The sequence below is a fragment of the Mesorhizobium sp. Ca11 genome (genome assembly GCF_020165275.1).
Taxonomy (GTDB): Bacteria; Pseudomonadota; Alphaproteobacteria; order Rhizobiales; family Rhizobiaceae; genus Mesorhizobium.
Window position 1 is genome coordinate 81,747 of record NZ_JAIUHU010000005.1, and the last position, 16,704, is coordinate 98,450.

Sequence of the window (16,704 nt, forward strand, 5' to 3'; positions counted from 1 at the left end):
TTTCCTGCCGAAAGAACCGGCTTCCGAGACGTGACCAAAGGAGTTCAGCAATGAAGGATTTTGACGGCAAGGTCGCGCTGGTGACCGGAACGACCGGGATCGGTCTCGCAACTGCCAGGCGCCTCGCCGCCGGGGGCGCTGCGATCGTCGCCTGCGGCATCGACCGTTCGGCCAATGCCGCGATGCGAGCGCAGTTGGAAAGCTCCGGGGCCGGCGCGCTGGTCGTGGACACCGACGTCTCCGTGCCGGACCAGGTCCGCGGGGCCATCGCGGCCGGCGTCGAGCGTTTCGGCGGCCTCGACGTGATCGTCAATTCGGCGGCGGTCCATCCCTATGGAACCGCGATGACGACCGACTGGGAAACCTGGAACAAGGCGATGACGGTCAATGTCGGCTCGATCTATCTGACCGCCCATTTCGGCATTCCGGAAATGATCAAGCGCGGCGGCGGCGCCATCGTCAATGTCGCCTCGGTGCAGGGTTTCGCCTGCCAGCAGAACGTCGCCGCCTATGCCACCACCAAGGGCGCCATCCACACGCTGACGCGTTCGCTGGCGCTCGACTATGCGGCAGCCGGCATCCGGGTCAATTCGGTCAGCCCCGGCTCGATCCGCACGCCGATTCTTGAGAAGGCCGCGCGCGGCGACAACGGCAGCGATGCCGACGTCGAGGAAGCCTACAGGCGCTTCGGCGCGGCCCATCCGCTCGGCCGCATCGGCGAGCCCGAGGAAGTGGCGGAGCTGATCGCCTTTTTGTGCTCTTCCAAGGCCGGCTTTTGCACCGGCGCGGACTACAAGATAGATGGCGGCCTGACCGCCGGCATCGGCGTGAAGTGACCATGAAGATCGATCTTGGCCTTTACCGGGAGTCGCGCCAAAGAGGAGCGTTCCCGGCTCTATGCGCACGTCGCCGATCTAGTCGACGACCTTGCCACGCCGTGGCGCGTCAGCGTTGCTGTTGCTGCACCCGACTGTCGGATCAGGCCACGAGTCGGCGCTGCCGACCGACGCCAACCGCCTTCACCCGCTGGCTCCGGCTGGCGGTGGTCCGTCTGTCAGATGCCTGTGGGTCTCGAAAATGCGTAACTTTTCAGGATATCCTAGCCGCAGCGTCGTGTTGCAGCGGGGGCATCTGAAAGTGGCAATGACCTTGAACCATGAGCCCTTGCGGATGATTGGATGCTCGCATCTTGGACAATCAAATCTGAGATATTCGTGATTTAAGCTCTCTGGGATCGGCAATCAAAACACCCCCGATTGATGCAGATCCCCCATCGCAGGTGATGGTGGGCATCCACGAACTGGCAATGAAGAGACTATGCTCGCCAGCACCCACCAATGGACTTCTCTGGAAGATGTTTCGTGGCCGGGACCTATGAGTTGCCGGGTAGGACGTTGGTCTCACGCAGGGTCCGACTGACGGACAAGCACAGCTGTTCGCGCAACAGCACAGGCTCTCCCTCGTTGCCAAATCGCTTGCCGCACACATTGCCAGTTTGCGCATTCCTGGGCACCCAGTAGCGGCCCGTCGGCTTCGGTCACGGGCTCTTTGTTACGCCGAATTTTAATCATGGGAAGCATTGCCTCTCCTGATGGTGCAGCACACCGAGCAGTAGAAGAGCTGCCCGACGTCCTTCGTTCAAAGGGCGTAACCATTAGCCAGAGTTGATATAGAGGCCGCCAGCCGACTTTTTTAAAGTCGGTTAGGCCCGGCGGTTCATCCCGATCCACCCCAAAACGGCGGACTGTCGGGCCGCTCTGGTCGGCAGCGTCTCAAGAGCGGATATGACGGGGAGTGTTGTCGAACAGCCCACCTTTTCGGCATCCAGTTTACCGGACCGCGGCCCGGCCTTTGACAGGAATAGAACCAAATGAATTTGACGGTATTTGGGATTGGCTATGTCGGTCTCGTGCAGGCCGCTGTGCTGGCCGAGGTCGGCCATGAGGTGGTGTGCGTCGATATCGACGAGAAGAAGGTGGAGCGGCTCAACCAGGGCTTGGTGCCGATTTTCGAACCGGGCCTCGAGGCTCTCGTCAGGGAAAACCACGCGGCCGGCCGCATCCGCTTCACCACCGACGCGGCAGCGGCGGTCAGGCATGGCCAGATCCAGATGATCGCGGTCGGCACGCCGCCCGGCGAGGATGGCTCGGCCGACCTGAAATATGTGCTGGCCGTCGCCGAGACCATCGGCCGTGAGATGGACAGCGCCAAGATCGTCGTCGGCAAGTCGACCGTGCCGGTCGGCACTTGCGAGAAGGTGAAGGCCAGGATTGCCGAAACGCTGAAGAGGCGCGGCCGCGAGGATCTCGCCTTCGACGTGGCCTCGAACCCCGAATTCCTCAAGGAAGGCTCGGCGGTCGCCGATTGCATGAAGCCGGACCGCATCATCGTCGGCACCTCCAGCGAGGACACCGAGATGGTGATGCGCGAGCTCTACGCGCCGTTCAACCGCAACCACGAGAAGATGATCGTGATGGACGTGCGCAGCGCCGAATTCACCAAATACGCCGCCAACTGCATGCTGGCGACCAAGATCAGCTTCATGAACGAGATGGCCAATCTCGCCGAGCAGCTGGGCGCCGACATCGAGGAGGTGCGCAAGGGCATCGGCTCGGATCCGCGCATCGGCTACCACTTCATCTATCCCGGCCTCGGCTATGGCGGCTCCTGCTTCCCGAAGGATGTGCGCGCGCTGATCAAGACCGCCGAGGGCGTCAAGTTCGACGCCAAGCTGCTGCGCGCCGTCGAGGAGCGCAACAATGCGCAGAAGTCGGTCCTGTTCGACAAGGTCAACCACTATTTCAAGGGCGCGCTCAGGGGCAAGACCTTTGCCGTCTGGGGGCTGGCCTTCAAGCCCAACACCGACGACATGCGCGAGGCGCCGGCGCGCACGCTGATGGAAGCGCTGTGGGCGGCCGGCGCCAAGGTGCAGGCCTACGATCCCGAGGCGATGCAGGAGTGCCAGGCGATCTACGGCCTGCGCGAGGATCTGCTTTTGTGCGGCACCAAGGAAGCGGCGCTGCGCGGCGCCGACGCGCTTTTGATCTGCACCGAATGGAAGAGCTTCCGCGCGCCGTCCTTCGATGCGCTCAAGGATGCGCTGACGACGCCGGTCATCTTCGACGGCCGCAATCTCTACGATCCCAAAGTGATCGCGCGCTACGGCATCGAATACTTCTCGATCGGCAGGATGGCGGCATGAGGGCGCCAACCAGGCATCTTACTTCAACATGTCCGACAGGGCAGCTGTAGTTCCTATCGTTGTGGGCCGGAGCGCTTCTTCGGTTGCGCAGCCCACGTTCTGCTCTCAATCCGGCACGGGATCCCTACTTCCAAGCGCCTCGAGCATCGTTGAGAAGATGCTGCCGACCTCCTCCGAGATCTCTTCTGATCGAATTCCAGCCTTTTTTGCGTCGCTGGTTAGTCGCCTTGCAAGCTCTTGCGCTAAGATCGTGTCAGATGATGAATGATGCGGCAGATTGCTATCCATCCACTCCTGAAGGAATTTCAGGCCTCGTTCACTCACTGTAAAACCATTCCAGGGTTGTATCCATGATTACGTACAATCAAGCTTGACCAGTTTTCCACGCTATAATTTGTCACCGCGGGGATCGTTCCCTATTCAAACTCGCATATGGCTCATATTGTTCGCGCATGGAACGACGGCATGCCATCCGGCGGGGAATGGACAGGCTTTGGGAAGTCTACGACGTAGGCGACCAAAGAGTTTTGCTCGTTGACGGAATTCCTTTGGCGCATTTGCGGGTCGAAGAAGCGCTGGACGCTCTGGACCTGCTAGAAGGCGGCTTCCTCGTTCCAAGTGACACTCCCCTGGTAGGGTGAAGTGATTGTCGACAGCCGTTCTTCGACGAATATCCCCAAACCGTTGCGACTCTCCTCCCGAACATAGTGCAACTAAATGCCTGGCTAGGTGAAGCTCTTCACATGGCGGGTCCGCTGCGACAACGCAGGCATGTCCCAGTATCATTAGACCGAATGAGCTTTCACCTCGGGGGCTCATTCATTTAGCCGATGCGCCGGCATGGCGGACGTTCTAAGCGGGAGAATTGACGAGGTTAATTGCCGCGGCTTGAGAAAGCTTCAGCAGGCTCGATTGAAGGACTGACGCGTTTGCCGGCAACGGACACCTGCTCGCTGGTGGCGAGAATGACCTTTCCATTCGCGTTGGTGGGAATTGTTTTATTAGCTCTGCTGCCCGGCGGTATCCTCGATATGCTGGGCATGGGTTTCACGTTCAGTCACGACAAGCTCAATCATGCGGTCGCCTTCACGACTTTAGGGGTCCTCGGCGGTCTCGGTTGGCCCAAGCAAAAATTGAGGCTGGTTGTATTCGTCCTTTTTGTAGGGGCGGCGATCGAGGTTCTTCAGGCCACCCCGCTGGTGGCGCGGGACATGGATATGTTCGACTGGATTGCTGATTTTGCAGGCGCGATCTGCGGACTGGCCACCGCCGCGTGGACAAATAGGATCGCCGGCGGAACTCGCTAAGTGCCGTCGATGCAAAACCGGTCGTATCGCCGGTCGTATAGATTGCGGTATTTCCAAAGGACCGTCCGAAGGACAGCAACCGAGTCGATCGCGCGCTGCGCGCTGTAACTATCGTCAAAATTTTCTCAGTGGATATCGTGTAGCGAGTGGCTGAGCGCGACATGCCTTTTGGCAACACATACCGTGCCGCTAGACGAGCCATTCAGAATGCAAATCTGCCCCGGCCCGCGCCGCGGCATCAGCTCTCCATGTCGCACGGCTGTTCTTTAGTCTGACGCCCCGCCGCCATGAGGCGGGCGCGAAATTTTTCGATGTACACCTCTAGCGTCGCCAGCATCATCAGAATGATCGATGAAATGGTTTGGGCGGGCGGCGATAACTGACGCTATCCATAGCGTGAGCCCGTCATGTCACCAGCCTACTCAGGATCGGAACTCGCGATTGAATATCCGCGGACGGATTCTCAATCGGCGGCAAATAACAAATGGACGAACGTCCCGGAATACGCTCTCGACCAAGGCGGCCCTGTCTTGCGCCCCTATCAGCGGATGGACGCTGATTATGCCGATGTCGCCATTGTCGATCATTTGAAAAATGTGGCCAGTCAGTATCCCGAAAAGCTGGCGATTACCGACGCAACCAACCGCTTCACTTATTCGGAACTCGTCTCGGCTGTCGAAGCACTGGCTAGCCGCATCCTCGCCATCACTCCCGCCGAAAACGCCGTCGGAATTCTCCTTGCGAATACGGCCTTCTTTCCTTTGGCGATGCTGGCGAGCATGGCCGCAGGGCGGCCTTTGGTACCCCTGAACACGAGGGATCCGGATACCAGGATCAATGCGATCGTGTCCGAGGCGCGGTTATCGACCATCATAGGGGATGGAGATGTCCGACCCACGGGCCTGCCGCGAACTGTCGGCTGGATAAATGTCTCGCCCCGCGGCGAACCGAAGAGCGATCGCGTTCCCCAGCTCCATCCGGTATCCGTGGATGCCCCCGCGATCGTCCTTTACACTTCGGGCAGTACAGGCCGGCCAAAAGGCATCGTTAACAGTCAACGCAGCCTGCTATGGCGTGTTCAGCAATATGTAAACGCCTGTCACATCAATGCGCAGGACGTATTTCTGCCTCTCACGGGACCGGCCACTATCGCTGGGTGTCGAGAGGTGCTCGCCGCCCTTCTTACCGGCGCCACATTGCATCTTCTTGAGGTCGAAGCCGTAGGCTTGCGCGCGGTTTTACACCGGATGCAAGCCGAGGGAGTGACTGTCACTTACCTGGTGCCGGCTCTCCTGCGGGCGCTTATGGCGAACAAATCAGAAGACGCATTCCGCAGTCTCAGGGTGGCTCGGATCGGCGGCGAAAAGGTTTCATGGTCTGACATCAAGCTGCTACGCGACGCCGTTTCAAGCAACTGCCTGGTGCAGATCGGCTACTCGTCAACCGAGACGACAGGATCACAATGGTTTGTACCGACCGATTGGCCGGAGCAGGCCGCCTCGGTTCCCGTTGGATGGCTCCTTCCGGGGATTAGTTTCGCGATCATCGACGAGCAAGGACGCCCGGTGCCGGCCGGCGGGACTGGAGAGCTTGTCATAAAAAGTCCGTATGTCTTGCTTGGCCATTGGGAGAACGGCGTCGTCGTGCCCGTGGCTGCAGACCCCGAAAACCCGTCCGTCCGCATCTTTGAAACGGGTGATCTCGTTCAACTGGACAACCATGGCCTGCTGCAGATCATGGGTCGCAAGGGGCGTCAGATAAAAATCAATGGCCGACGCGTTGAGCCCGCGGAGCTGGAGCGGGTTTTGCGTGGCGCGCCTTCCGTTGAGGACGCTGTAGCGATTGTGACGGCGTCAACGGAGCTCATCGCTTTCGCCGTACCTCGCGGGCCGGCCACTTCCAACTTCGCGGACGATCTCCGCCATCTTGCCCGAACGACACTGCCGCCGCCTCTGTGCCCGTTGAGACTGCACGCCATTGCCGAAATTCCACGCCTGCCGGGCGGGAAGGTCGACATGGCGAGGCTTGCCGAGTTGGACGGCGCAAGCGTGAGGCAGGACCGCATTGTCCAGGCTCCGAATACAGGACCCGAACGGACTATCCAGCAGATCGTGCAACGTGCCTGGACCAAGATTCTGAACACGCGCGTTGCCGCGGGACGTTGGGATGACGCCGGCGGCGATTCGCTGAAGCTGCTGCATTGTGTCATGGAGATCGAAAGCGTCCTCGGCCTGGAGATCGACCTTGAACCTTTCACCGTCGGAATGAATTTCGACGAAATGGTGAAGGCCGTCGCGGCCGCGAAAGCAGGTAACGAGCAGGCCAGCTCGCGCAAAGAGCATCCGCCAATTCTCTTCCTGCTCCCCGGGTCCGTCGGCTATGGTCCTAGCCTTGCCGCCTTCGCGGCCTCCATGGGTAGAACCGCCCGGGTTGTTCCGATCAGGTATCCCGCCCTGGCAATGATATTGCAGGGAAAAAACTCGGTCGCAGATATGGCCGAGGCCGCGCTCGACCAGATACGCCGCGCCCAGCCTGAAGGTAACGTACGACTTCTCGGCCATTCGCTTGGCGGCGTCGTTGCTTTTGAAGTTGCTTCAAGGCTGCTGGCTGCCGGGCGAAATGTGAAATTTCTCGGCATTCTCGACACCAGCCTGCTCGGTGAACGGAGCACTTACCGAGAGACGGTCGTCCGCACAATTCATCGAATCCGAACCAATCGTATTACCGCCTACAGAATGGCTTGCCGCGCCCTTGCAAAAGTCGTGGTCCGAATGGGCTACGAGATGCAACTGGCCCGCTTGCTTGATCGCTATGCCCAGGAGAAATTCAACGCGACCAGCTTTAGGGCCAAGCTGGAGCTTCAGGAAGTTTTGAGGGCAAAAGCGTTTTTTCAGTGGCTCCAGACGCCAAGACCCCGACTGCCGATCACCGGTACCCTATTTCGCTGCGCCCGTCCTGGAATGCCTCGCGCCATCGGGTGGGACAATGCTTTCGCAGACCTGGATGTGATCCCAATCATTGGCACCCACATCGACATGGTCTCGGAGCCTAACGTGGCCTTCAACCGACCGCTCATCGAGGCGGCCGTGGCCCGAACTTATCTGCCAGAAGAATCTCGCCAGGGGGAGGAACGGTCATCGACGTGATCTCCGGGTTTGGCAAGGATGCCCTGGTGCTCGACGCTCGTGCCGAGGTCGATCGCATCGTAGAAGCCTTGCGTCGACAGGTCTTTGGTACACTCCGGCGCCGAGGCGTCGTTGTCGGCCTCTCTGGGGGCATCGACAGCTCCGTTGTCGCAGCACTCTGCGTCGGCGCGTTCGGGAAAGATAAGGTCCTCGGCCTATTCATGCCGGAATCCCATTCTTCCGGCGACTCGCTGCGGCTTGGCCGAACGGTTGCAGCGCAACTTGGTATCGATTCGATCGTTGAAGACATCACGCCTGCCCTGGAGGGCATCGGTGCCTATTCACGTCAGATCGAGGCGATACGGACCGTCGTTCCCGCCTACGGTCAAGGCTGGAAGTGCAAGCTGGTGATGGCGTCGGTTCTGGAAAGCAACGGCATCAACATTACCAGACTGACGGTCGAGGATCCGGATGGCAAAGTCGACACGGTCAGACTGCCACCGGCAACCTATCTGCAGATCGTCGCCGCCACCAACTACAAGCAACGCGTGCGAAAGATGACGGAGTATTATCACGCGGACCGTCTCAACTACGCGGTGGCAGGCACGCCAAACCGGCTGGAACACGACCAAGGCTTTTTCGTCAAACAGGGCGATGGAATCGCCGACGTGCTGCCGATCGTCCACCTCTACAAGACGCAAGTCTATCAACTAGCGGAGTATCTCGGGATAGACCCCGAGGTGCGGCGCAGGCCACCAACCACGGATACGTTCTCCATGGCGCAAAGCCAGGAGGAGTTCTATTTCGCATTGCCATATCACCTGACGGATTTGTGTCTCTATGGCCTGAACCACGGCATTTCTGCCAACGAGATCGCAGCGGTCGCCGGCCTCACTCCCGACCAGGTTCAGAAAGTCTTCAAGGACATTGAAAGCAAGCGGCGCGCAGCGCGTTATCTTCACGCGAGACCCCTGCCCGCCGTCGAGATGGACGAGGGCTGAGCGTGTGCGGCATAGCCGGAATCGTGGCACTGGACGCTACCGCGGCGCGGCCTTCGCGCGATGCGCTTCTGCGCATGGCGGGGTCGCTCGTGCATCGCGGTCCGGACGAACACGGCCTCTACCGCGACAATCGCGCGGGGCTGGCCCACGCACGCCTTTCAATTGTCGACCTTTCGAGTGGGCAACAGCCGCTTGCCGACACGAGCGGCAAGACCTGGATTGTCTTCAACGGCGAGATTTTCAATTACGTTGAGCTTCGCGAAAAGCTGGTCGCGCTCGGTCATCGCTTCCGCACCCGCAGCGACACCGAGGTGGCGGTTCATGCATATCGCGAATGGGGTGACTCCGCTTTTGAGCGGATGAACGGGCAATGGGCAATCGCGATCTGGGATTCGCTGGCCGGCCGCCTCGTGCTATCGCGCGATCGGTTCGGCATATGCCCCCTGCATTTTTGCGAGCACGCTGGGCGCCTCTATTTTTCCAGCGAAGTGAAGGCCATTTTCGCGGCCGACGCGGCTTTGCCGCGAGCCTTCGATCCAGCCGGCATTGATCAGACGTTCACTCTCTGGACGGTGGTCCCGCCGCAAGGCGTATTCAAGGGGGTCCGGGAACTCAAGCCTGGCCACATTCGGGTCTATGAGAACGGAACCGTTCGTGAGCAGGCATTCTGGAAACCCAGCTATCCCGAGGCGTTCGACGAACGCCGAGAATTCCCAGGGTCGCTCGATGACGCCGTGGACGAAGTGCGCGAGGCTCTGCAGTCGGCGACGGCGCTGCGGATCGACCAGGCGGATGTGCCTGTCGGCTGCTACCTGTCTGGCGGACTCGACAGTTCGCTTGTCGCCATGATGGCAAGCCGCATCGCCGGTGACCGCTTCCAGACGTTTTCGCTGCGGTTTGCCGATGCTGAATATGACGAGACCAGCTACCAGCGATTGGTGGCAGGCGCGACCGGCAGCGAGCACCACGAGGTGACGGTTTCTCGCAGCGATATCGCCGATGTCTTTCCAGAGGTGATCTACCACACCGAACGTCCGATCCTGAGGACCGCGCCGGCGCCACTGCTTCTGCTTTCAAGATTGGTACGCGAGCACGGAATCAAGGTCGTGCTGACGGGCGAAGGCGCGGATGAAATGTTCGCTGGCTACGACCTGTTCCGGGAAGGGAAGGTGCGCCGCTTCTGGGGGCATCAACCGTCCTCGACGAGACGCGCGCGATTGCTGGAACGCCTGTACCCCTATCTCACTCGTTCTCCGGTGCATCAGCAAGCAATGGCGCGTCAGTTCTTCGGACATGATATCCACGCCCATGATGCGCCAGGCTTCGCACATGGTACCCGTTGGCGCACGACCAGCGCTCTCAAGCGGTTGTTTTCTGCCGACATGAAAGCCGAGACGGAACCGTACAACGCGGCCGCCGCGTTCCTTGCGCGCCTGCCCGACGAATTTTCGCGCTGGGACTCTCTGGCACAGGACCAGTATATCGAAATCCAGACTTTGATGTCCGGCTATCTGCTCTCCTCGCAGGGAGACCGAATGCTGATGGGCAACTCTGTCGAAGGGCGCTTCCCGTTCCTCGACGATGACGTTGTAAAACTCGCGAACTCGCTTCCAGCCAAATACAAGCTGCGCATTCTGGACGAGAAGCATGTGCTGAAGCGGGTGGCCGAGCCGATCCTGCCGCCGGAAATCATCGCCCGCAAGAAACAGCCCTACAGGGCGCCGAACGCTCAATGCTTCGTTGCCGACAATGCACCAGCCTATGTGCGCGAGGCACTTTCGGAAAGAGCGTTGCGCGACGCAAATGTCTTCGATGCGGAGTCGGTCGCGCGCCTGCTGGGCAAGTGTCGAGCCCGGACCGTGGACCAAGATCTTTCCAATTCCGACAACATGGCGCTGGTGGGCGTGCTCTCCACGCAGCTTCTTCACCAGCAGTTTATCGCAAGCCGCCCCATCGGCAGGCAGAAGATCGAGCTCAGCGTCGACGTTGACCATGAGATCAAGGAAGAGGTGTTGGCATGATGCATGGAGCCATACCGCTGTTGCACGACTATCTCAGGCACTCGGCCGACCGGCTGGGTGACAAGGTGGCGCTGGTCTGCGGCGGGCAACGCGTGACCTATGCCGAGATCGAGACTCGTGCCAACAACGTTGCGCAACACCTGGCTGACGCCGGAGTGACGCGCGGCGATCGCGTGATGATCTTCGCCGACAACACCGTCGAGACGGTCGTCAGCTTCTGGGCCGTGCTCAAGGCGAATTCCGTGGTGTGCATCGTCAATCCGCTGACCAAGAGCGACAAGCTTCATTACCTGCTCAACGATTGCCTGCCAGCCGCGCTGATAACGGACAACCATCTGACCTCGGTCTTCAGTGAGCCGGCCCGCAACTGCCCGTCACTGCGCCGGATGATTGTCTCCGGGCCTATAGATGACGCCGAGTTGATGCAACTGCCTCATGCGGTTCGCTGGGATGTTGCGATTGCCGGCAACGGGGAGGCACCGGCGCGCCGATGCATCGACATTGATCTCGCCGCCATAATCTACACGTCAGGTTCTACCGGCGAGCCCAAGGGCGTGATGCTGACGCACACAAACATGATGGCGGCTTGCACCTCGATCGCATCGTATCTTGAGCTCGGCGAAGACGAAGTGATCCTCAATGTCCTGCCCTTGGCATTCGATTACGGCCTGTACCAGATGATCATGGCGTTCCGCACTGGCGCCCGTCTGGTGCTTGAACGCTCGTTTGCTTTTGCAGCGCAGATCCTTGGACTGATCAAGCAAGAACGGGTCACAGGTTTCCCCGGCGTGCCTACTATTTTTGCGGCGCTCTCGGAGCTCAAATCGCTGAAGGATCAGGATTTTTCGAGCATTCGCTATGTTACGAATACCGCGGCCGCCCTGCCGTTGAAGCATATTCTCATGCTCCAGGACCTTTTTCCGAGCGCGCGCATCTATTCAATGTACGGGCTCACCGAGTGCAAGCGTTGCACCTACCTGCCGCCAGAGGACCTTGAACGAAAGCCGTCGAGCGTCGGGATAGCCATCCCGAACACGGAAATGTGGATCGTCGACGACGACGACAAGCGGGTCGGCCCCGACGTCGTCGGCCAGCTCGTCATCCGCGGCGCGACCGTGATGAAGGGCTACTGGGGCAAGCCAGAGGCGACCGCAAGGAAGCTTAAACCTGGTCCTCTGCCCGGTGAACAGGTCCTCTACACCGGCGACTACTGTCGGATCGACGCGGAAGGGTACCTTTATTTCGTAGGTCGTGGCGATGAGATCATCAAATCCCGTGGCGAGAAGGTCGCGCCCAAAGAGGTTGAGAACGCGCTTGTTGGCATTCCAGGGGTGCGGGAGGCCGCCGTGATAGGCGTTCCGGACGAACTTCTTGGGCAGGCGGTGAAGGCGTTCGTCGTGATGGAGCAAGGGAAATCCATCGACGAGAAACAACTGCAGAAGGAATGTCAGAGGCGGCTGGAAAATTTCATGGTCCCAAAATCAATTGTCATTGTATCCAGCCTGCCAATGACAGATACGGGAAAACTTAAGAAGACGGCTTTGTCATGAGCCGTTTTCCACGAGACCTGACGTCAATTTTCTTGTTTTAATCGGGGAAGCAAAATGTTGTCCAGCGAAGACAGGATAGAGGCTTACAGCGAGAAAATTCGGGGGTTTCTGGCGTCCAACTTCTATGTTGCTGACGCTGAGGCTCTGGAAAACAATACGTCCCTGCTCGACCAAGGTATCGTCGACTCGACGGGAGTCCTGGAGGTAATCGGATTCATTGAGGAAACCTTTGGCATTGTCGTCGAAGACAGCGAGCTTCTGCCTGAGAACCTCGATTCCATCCAAGGGATTGCACAATACGTCATCCGAAAAAAGAACTGATCATAGCTGTCTCCCGAACGACAGCATTGGGAAAAGCGGGTTGTCGTGAGCCAAGAAATCAGCGTCGAGGATGCCTACAGCAAAGGGCGCACCATCTTCATGGGGCTAGAGTTGCTCGTGGCACCTGGCGCGCTTGTGCCACGCCCGGAGACGGAACTGCTGGGCACAGCCGCCCTCGGCGCCTTGGATCAGTTGAGGACTGCGGAACCCCGCGTTATCGATATGTGCTGCGGCGCCGGCAATCTGGCATGCGCCATAGCGCACTATGCCCCCACCGCGCGGATCTGGGCGAGCGACCTAACGGATGGGTGCGTCAAAGCCGCGCGCCGCAATGTCGACCATCATGGATTGGCAGGGCGCGTTTCGGTGCTGCAGGGCGACCTGTTTGAGCCTCTCTCCGGCCCGGAACTTGTCGGCAGGATCGACATGATCGTCTGCAACCCGCCATACATCTCGGAAAAGCGGCTCGAGGGCGACCGCTCTCACTTGACCGAGCTCGAGCCGCGCGAGGCGTTTGCGGCTGGCCCTTACGGCCTGAGCATCCACATGCGGGTGATAAGAGACGCGCCGCAATACCTGCGGCCAGGTGGCATGCTGCTCTTCGAGGTTGGCCTTGGCCAGGACCGGCAAGTCGTGAGTCTGCTCAACCGCGCAAAGGCCTACGAGAATATTGGCACGATTTCGAACGAAGCTGGCGAGGGCCGTGTCGTCGTCGCCCATATGAAGAACCCCGATGAACCACGCGCGTCGAATGTCTGATCAGGTCACTTTCTTCATCCAACAGACATCAAAACGTGATCCGACAAAGGGCAAACCCCGTCGACCTCCAAATGGTCAATAAATACTCGCTTTCCAGGGTCGGTTATCCCCAGCTTGTGCGTGGCGATTCACGATTTAGCGTCTGAGCGTCACGATTTTGCTGCATTTTGATAAAATTTGACGAATGTTAGCTTGATGTAATGTTCGGGGTGGGCGGGTCACAACGAAAGGTAAGATCTTGTCCTACGCTGACAGCGTCCACGAGGCCGTGCGACAATCTCGAGTGAGAGATCGCGCGTCGTGAGGGAACATCGTACGCAACATTTGCTCTCAGCCATGTCGGGTTGTTGGTCCGGGCTGGTTGGCATTGGTCTCTTTTCGGCGGTGATAAATATTCTAGCCCTGACCGGCTCCGTCTACATGCTGCAGGTGTATGACCGTGTGCTTCCCTCGCAGAGCGTTCCGACGCTCGTAGGATTTACGGTCGGCATGCTGGGCCTCTACGCCATATACGGGCTGCTCGATTTCGTGCGGCTTCGCTTGCTGGTTCGAATCGGCAATCGCCTTTACAGAAATCTGCAGCACAAGGCCTTCACCATATCGCTGTCGGTACCCCTGGTCGCCGGGCAGGAGGCGAACCGGGTGCAGCCGCTTCGCGACTTGGACCAGCTGCGCGGCTTTCTCTCCGGCCTCGGGCCGACCGTTTTTTTCGACGCCCCGTGGATGCCGTTTTACATGGTGGTCATCTACCTGTTGCACCCTTCCCTTGGGCTACTGGCAACCGTCGGCGCCGTTGTCGTCGTGCTTTTGACCGTGGTCGCAGAAATTGCCGGCCGCGGCCCCGCAGCCCGAACTTCCGAGACACTGGTCGCGCAACGCATCCTTGCCGATGCAGGCCGCCGCAATGCGGAAGTCGTTCAGGCGATGGGTCTCTCCGCCAGGCTTGGCCGACGCTGGGGAGAAGTCAGCCATGCCTATCTCAAGAACCAGGAACGGCTCTCCGACATCGTGGGCGGAACCGGATCATTGTCGAAGACACTCAGGATGGCCCTGCAATCGAGTGTACTCGGGCTGGGCGCTTATCTGGTGATCGGGGGGGACGCTTCCCCGGGTGTGATCATCGCATCTTCGATATTGCTTGGCCGCTCTTTGGCGCCGGTCGACGCCGCGATCGCAAACTGGAGAGGATTTCTGGCCGCACGCCGAAGCTACTCCGACTTGACTGCAGCGCTGGATGCTTTCGGTAGCCAAAGCGCTCCCATGGAGCTTCCCAGCCCGCGGGGGCAACTCTCCGTCGAGGAATTGACGATAGCCCCTCCAGGCGCACAACGGCCGACGGTTCTCAATGTAAGCTTTCGCCTGGCGAGCGGCGCTGGGATGGCAGTCGTCGGCCCTAGCGGTTCCGGGAAGACAACGCTGGTGCGTGCCCTGGTCGGAGTATGGAAGCCAATTCGGGGAACGGTTCGATTGGACGACGCTGCTCTCGATCAGTGGAGTTCGGAACTGCTCGGTGCTCATATCGGCTATTTGCCGCAGGATGTCGAACTGTTCGACGGAACGGTTGCCGACAACATTTCGAGATTTGGTGGCCAGAGCGACCCAAAAGGCGTCATGGCAGCCGCTCGAGCGGCTGGTGTCGACAAGATGATCATGCGATTGCCTCAAGGATTCCAAACACGAATCGGCGAAGGCGGGACGGCCCTGTCGGCCGGGCAGAGGCAACTGGTCGGATTGGCCAGGGCACTTTACGGCGATCCGTTTCTCGTCGTGCTCGACGAACCGAATTCCAACTTGGATTCAGACGGCGATGTTGCGTTGGCGGGGGCGATCCTGGCGGTGCGCCAGCGTGGCGGTATCGTGATCGTCGTGGCGCATCGCCCTTCTGCGCTCGTCAATATTGATCAGGTATTGGTCATGTCGAACGGGATGGTCCACGCATTTGGCCCGCGAGAAGATGTTCTCTCAAATGTCGTCCGCCCCTTCCCCCAGCCGGCAGTCGTTCCGCTGCAAAAAAATGCCGGCAACGCTTGAGGTCCTATTCCGTGTCTGACGCGACGATTTCTTATGCTCGTGTCAACGACGCAAGTCGTTGGCTCGGAACCAGGCTGATCAATGATCCGGATGGCATCCGCGCCAACCTGGTTCTGGGCTTGGCAACAACCGCCTTTCTGCTCGTTGGCGGAGGGACGTGGTTGGGACTAACCAAGATCGCCGGCGCTGTGATCGCGCCAGCGACTGTTGTGGTCGAAAGCAGTGTAAAGAAGGTCCAGCATCGGACCGGCGGCACCATCGGTGGAATCTTCGCCCAGGATGGTGATCATGTGCGTGCCGGCGCCGTGTTGGTCAGGCTTGACGACACGCTCACACGCTCAAACCTGCAGATCGTCAGTGAAGATCTCGACCGGGTCACCATCCGCCTGGCCAGGCTCGAGGCAGAGCGGCAAGGGCTGCCGGAAATGCAGGTTCCTCCCAGTCTGCGCGTGAGGATGAGCGACCCGCGGGTGGCTGCTCTTGTCAATGGAGAACGTGCCTTGTTTGAAAGCCGGGCTACGGCATTGGCTGGCCAAAAGGCGCAGTTGCAGAGCCGCTCGATGCAACTTCGACATCAGATTGACGGTCTCAAGGCTCAGCTTGCGGCGACGAACGACTCCTTGGATCTCCTTACCCGCAGCCTTGCCGACGTCCAAGCTCTTTACTCCAAGAAATTGGTGTCCAAAGAGCGACTGAGCAATGTCAGCCTGGAAGAAGCTCGTGCTCGCGGTGAGTCGGGGCGACTTGTTGCAGCAATCGCGGAGGTGCAAGCCCACATCAGTGAAACGGACTTGCAGGTGCTTCAGCTCGACGAGCAGATGCGCAGCGACGTGACAAGCGAGCTCCGCGAAAACGAAGCAAAGCGCACAGAGCTCGAAGAGCGCAAGATAGTGGCGGACGACGAGCTGGCAAGGACGGATATCCGATCTCCCCAGACCGGGACGGTACAAGAATCCTCTATCCACACCGTCGGAGGCGTAGTTGGACCGGGAGAGGTGCTCATGGTGGTTGTACCCGACACCGACAACCTTGTCGTGGATGCGCTCATTCCGCCGACCCGGATGGATGATGTCCAGCCCGGGCAGCGGGTATCAATCCGCTTTCCCTCTTTCGACGTCGGAACCACACCTGTCTGCGAGGGTTCGGTGAAGCGTATCTCTGCAGATTTGATCAAGGATCAGGAACGCCAGCTTTCCTATTTTTCGGCTCGCATCCACGTCGACAACCAGGCCACCTGCCTGAAGGGTGAGAAAATCCTAAAGCCAGGCATGCCTGCCGAAGTTCACATAAGCACCGAGGAGCGCAGCGTCTGGTCGTATTTGCTTAAGCCATTGACCGATCAGATTTCCCGGGCCTTCAAGCAATAGCGGGACCGCAAACGCGGCCC

At 59.5% G+C, this 16,704-nt stretch carries 11 protein-coding genes; all 11 read left to right on the forward strand.

Annotated elements, in window-relative coordinates:
• Window positions 1–50 precede the first annotated feature (50 nt).
• The 11 genes from LB538_RS10790 to LB538_RS10840 all read left to right on the forward strand — a co-directional run bounded on the left by LB538_RS10790 (window position 51) and on the right by LB538_RS10840 (window position 16,684).
• Window positions 51–836 carry an SDR family NAD(P)-dependent oxidoreductase gene (locus LB538_RS10790; protein WP_224522960.1) on the forward strand — a complete coding sequence of 262 codons (786 nt, stop codon included), beginning with the start codon at window positions 51–53 and terminating at the stop codon, window positions 834–836.
• Window positions 837–1,870: 1,034 nt separating this feature from the next.
• On the forward strand, window positions 1,871–3,202 hold the full coding sequence (locus LB538_RS10795; RefSeq protein ID WP_224522961.1) for a UDP-glucose dehydrogenase family protein: 1,332 nt from the start codon (window positions 1,871–1,873) through the stop codon (window positions 3,200–3,202).
• 878 nt (window positions 3,203–4,080) lie between these two features.
• Entirely contained in the window at window positions 4,081–4,509 is a 429-nt protein-coding gene (locus LB538_RS10800; RefSeq protein WP_224522962.1) for a hypothetical protein, read from the forward strand.
• A gap of 407 nt (window positions 4,510–4,916) precedes the next feature.
• Window positions 4,917–7,655, forward strand: a complete 2,739-nt coding sequence (locus tag LB538_RS10805) for a non-ribosomal peptide synthetase (protein WP_224522963.1) — start codon at window positions 4,917–4,919, stop codon at window positions 7,653–7,655.
• Window positions 7,652–8,635: an NAD(+) synthase gene (nadE, locus tag LB538_RS10810; RefSeq protein WP_224522964.1), complete on the forward strand. Its 984-nt coding sequence runs from the start codon at window positions 7,652–7,654 to the stop codon at window positions 8,633–8,635. The genes LB538_RS10805 and nadE overlap by 4 nt, the downstream gene beginning before the upstream one ends.
• A gap of 2 nt (window positions 8,636–8,637) precedes the next feature.
• On the forward strand, window positions 8,638–10,656 hold the full coding sequence (gene asnB / locus LB538_RS10815; protein WP_224522965.1) for an asparagine synthase (glutamine-hydrolyzing): 2,019 nt from the start codon (window positions 8,638–8,640) through the stop codon (window positions 10,654–10,656).
• Window positions 10,653–12,206, forward strand: a complete 1,554-nt coding sequence (locus tag LB538_RS10820) for a class I adenylate-forming enzyme family protein (protein ID WP_224522966.1) — start codon at window positions 10,653–10,655, stop codon at window positions 12,204–12,206. Before asnB ends, LB538_RS10820 begins: the two co-directional genes overlap by 4 nt.
• Window positions 12,207–12,260: 54 nt before the next feature.
• A complete protein-coding gene (locus tag LB538_RS10825; RefSeq protein ID WP_224522967.1) occupies window positions 12,261–12,527 on the forward strand; it encodes an acyl carrier protein in 267 nt (88 codons plus the stop codon).
• Window positions 12,528–12,572: 45 nt separating this feature from the next.
• Window positions 12,573–13,286: a N5-glutamine methyltransferase family protein gene (locus LB538_RS10830; RefSeq protein ID WP_140545345.1), complete on the forward strand. Its 714-nt coding sequence runs from the start codon at window positions 12,573–12,575 to the stop codon at window positions 13,284–13,286.
• A gap of 336 nt (window positions 13,287–13,622) precedes the next feature.
• On the forward strand, window positions 13,623–15,317 hold the full coding sequence (locus LB538_RS10835; protein WP_224523343.1) for a type I secretion system permease/ATPase: 1,695 nt from the start codon (window positions 13,623–13,625) through the stop codon (window positions 15,315–15,317).
• Between the two features lie 11 nt (window positions 15,318–15,328).
• Window positions 15,329–16,684: an HlyD family type I secretion periplasmic adaptor subunit gene (locus tag LB538_RS10840; protein WP_224522968.1), complete on the forward strand. Its 1,356-nt coding sequence runs from the start codon at window positions 15,329–15,331 to the stop codon at window positions 16,682–16,684.
• The last annotated feature ends 20 nt before the right edge of the window (window positions 16,685–16,704 follow it).

Coding starts and splice junctions, on each gene's coding strand:
- LB538_RS10795 (WP_224522961.1), top strand. CDS start 1,871: ATGAATTTGACGGTATTTGGGATTGGCTATGTCGGTCTCGTGCAGGCC.
- LB538_RS10825 (WP_224522967.1), top strand. CDS start 12,261: ATGTTGTCCAGCGAAGACAGGATAGAGGCTTACAGCGAGAAAATTCGG.
- LB538_RS10820 (WP_224522966.1), top strand. CDS start 10,653: ATGATGCATGGAGCCATACCGCTGTTGCACGACTATCTCAGGCACTCG.
- LB538_RS10835 (WP_224523343.1), top strand. CDS start 13,623: ATGTCGGGTTGTTGGTCCGGGCTGGTTGGCATTGGTCTCTTTTCGGCG.
- LB538_RS10805 (WP_224522963.1), top strand. CDS start 4,917: ATGTCACCAGCCTACTCAGGATCGGAACTCGCGATTGAATATCCGCGG.
- LB538_RS10790 (WP_224522960.1), top strand. CDS start 51: ATGAAGGATTTTGACGGCAAGGTCGCGCTGGTGACCGGAACGACCGGG.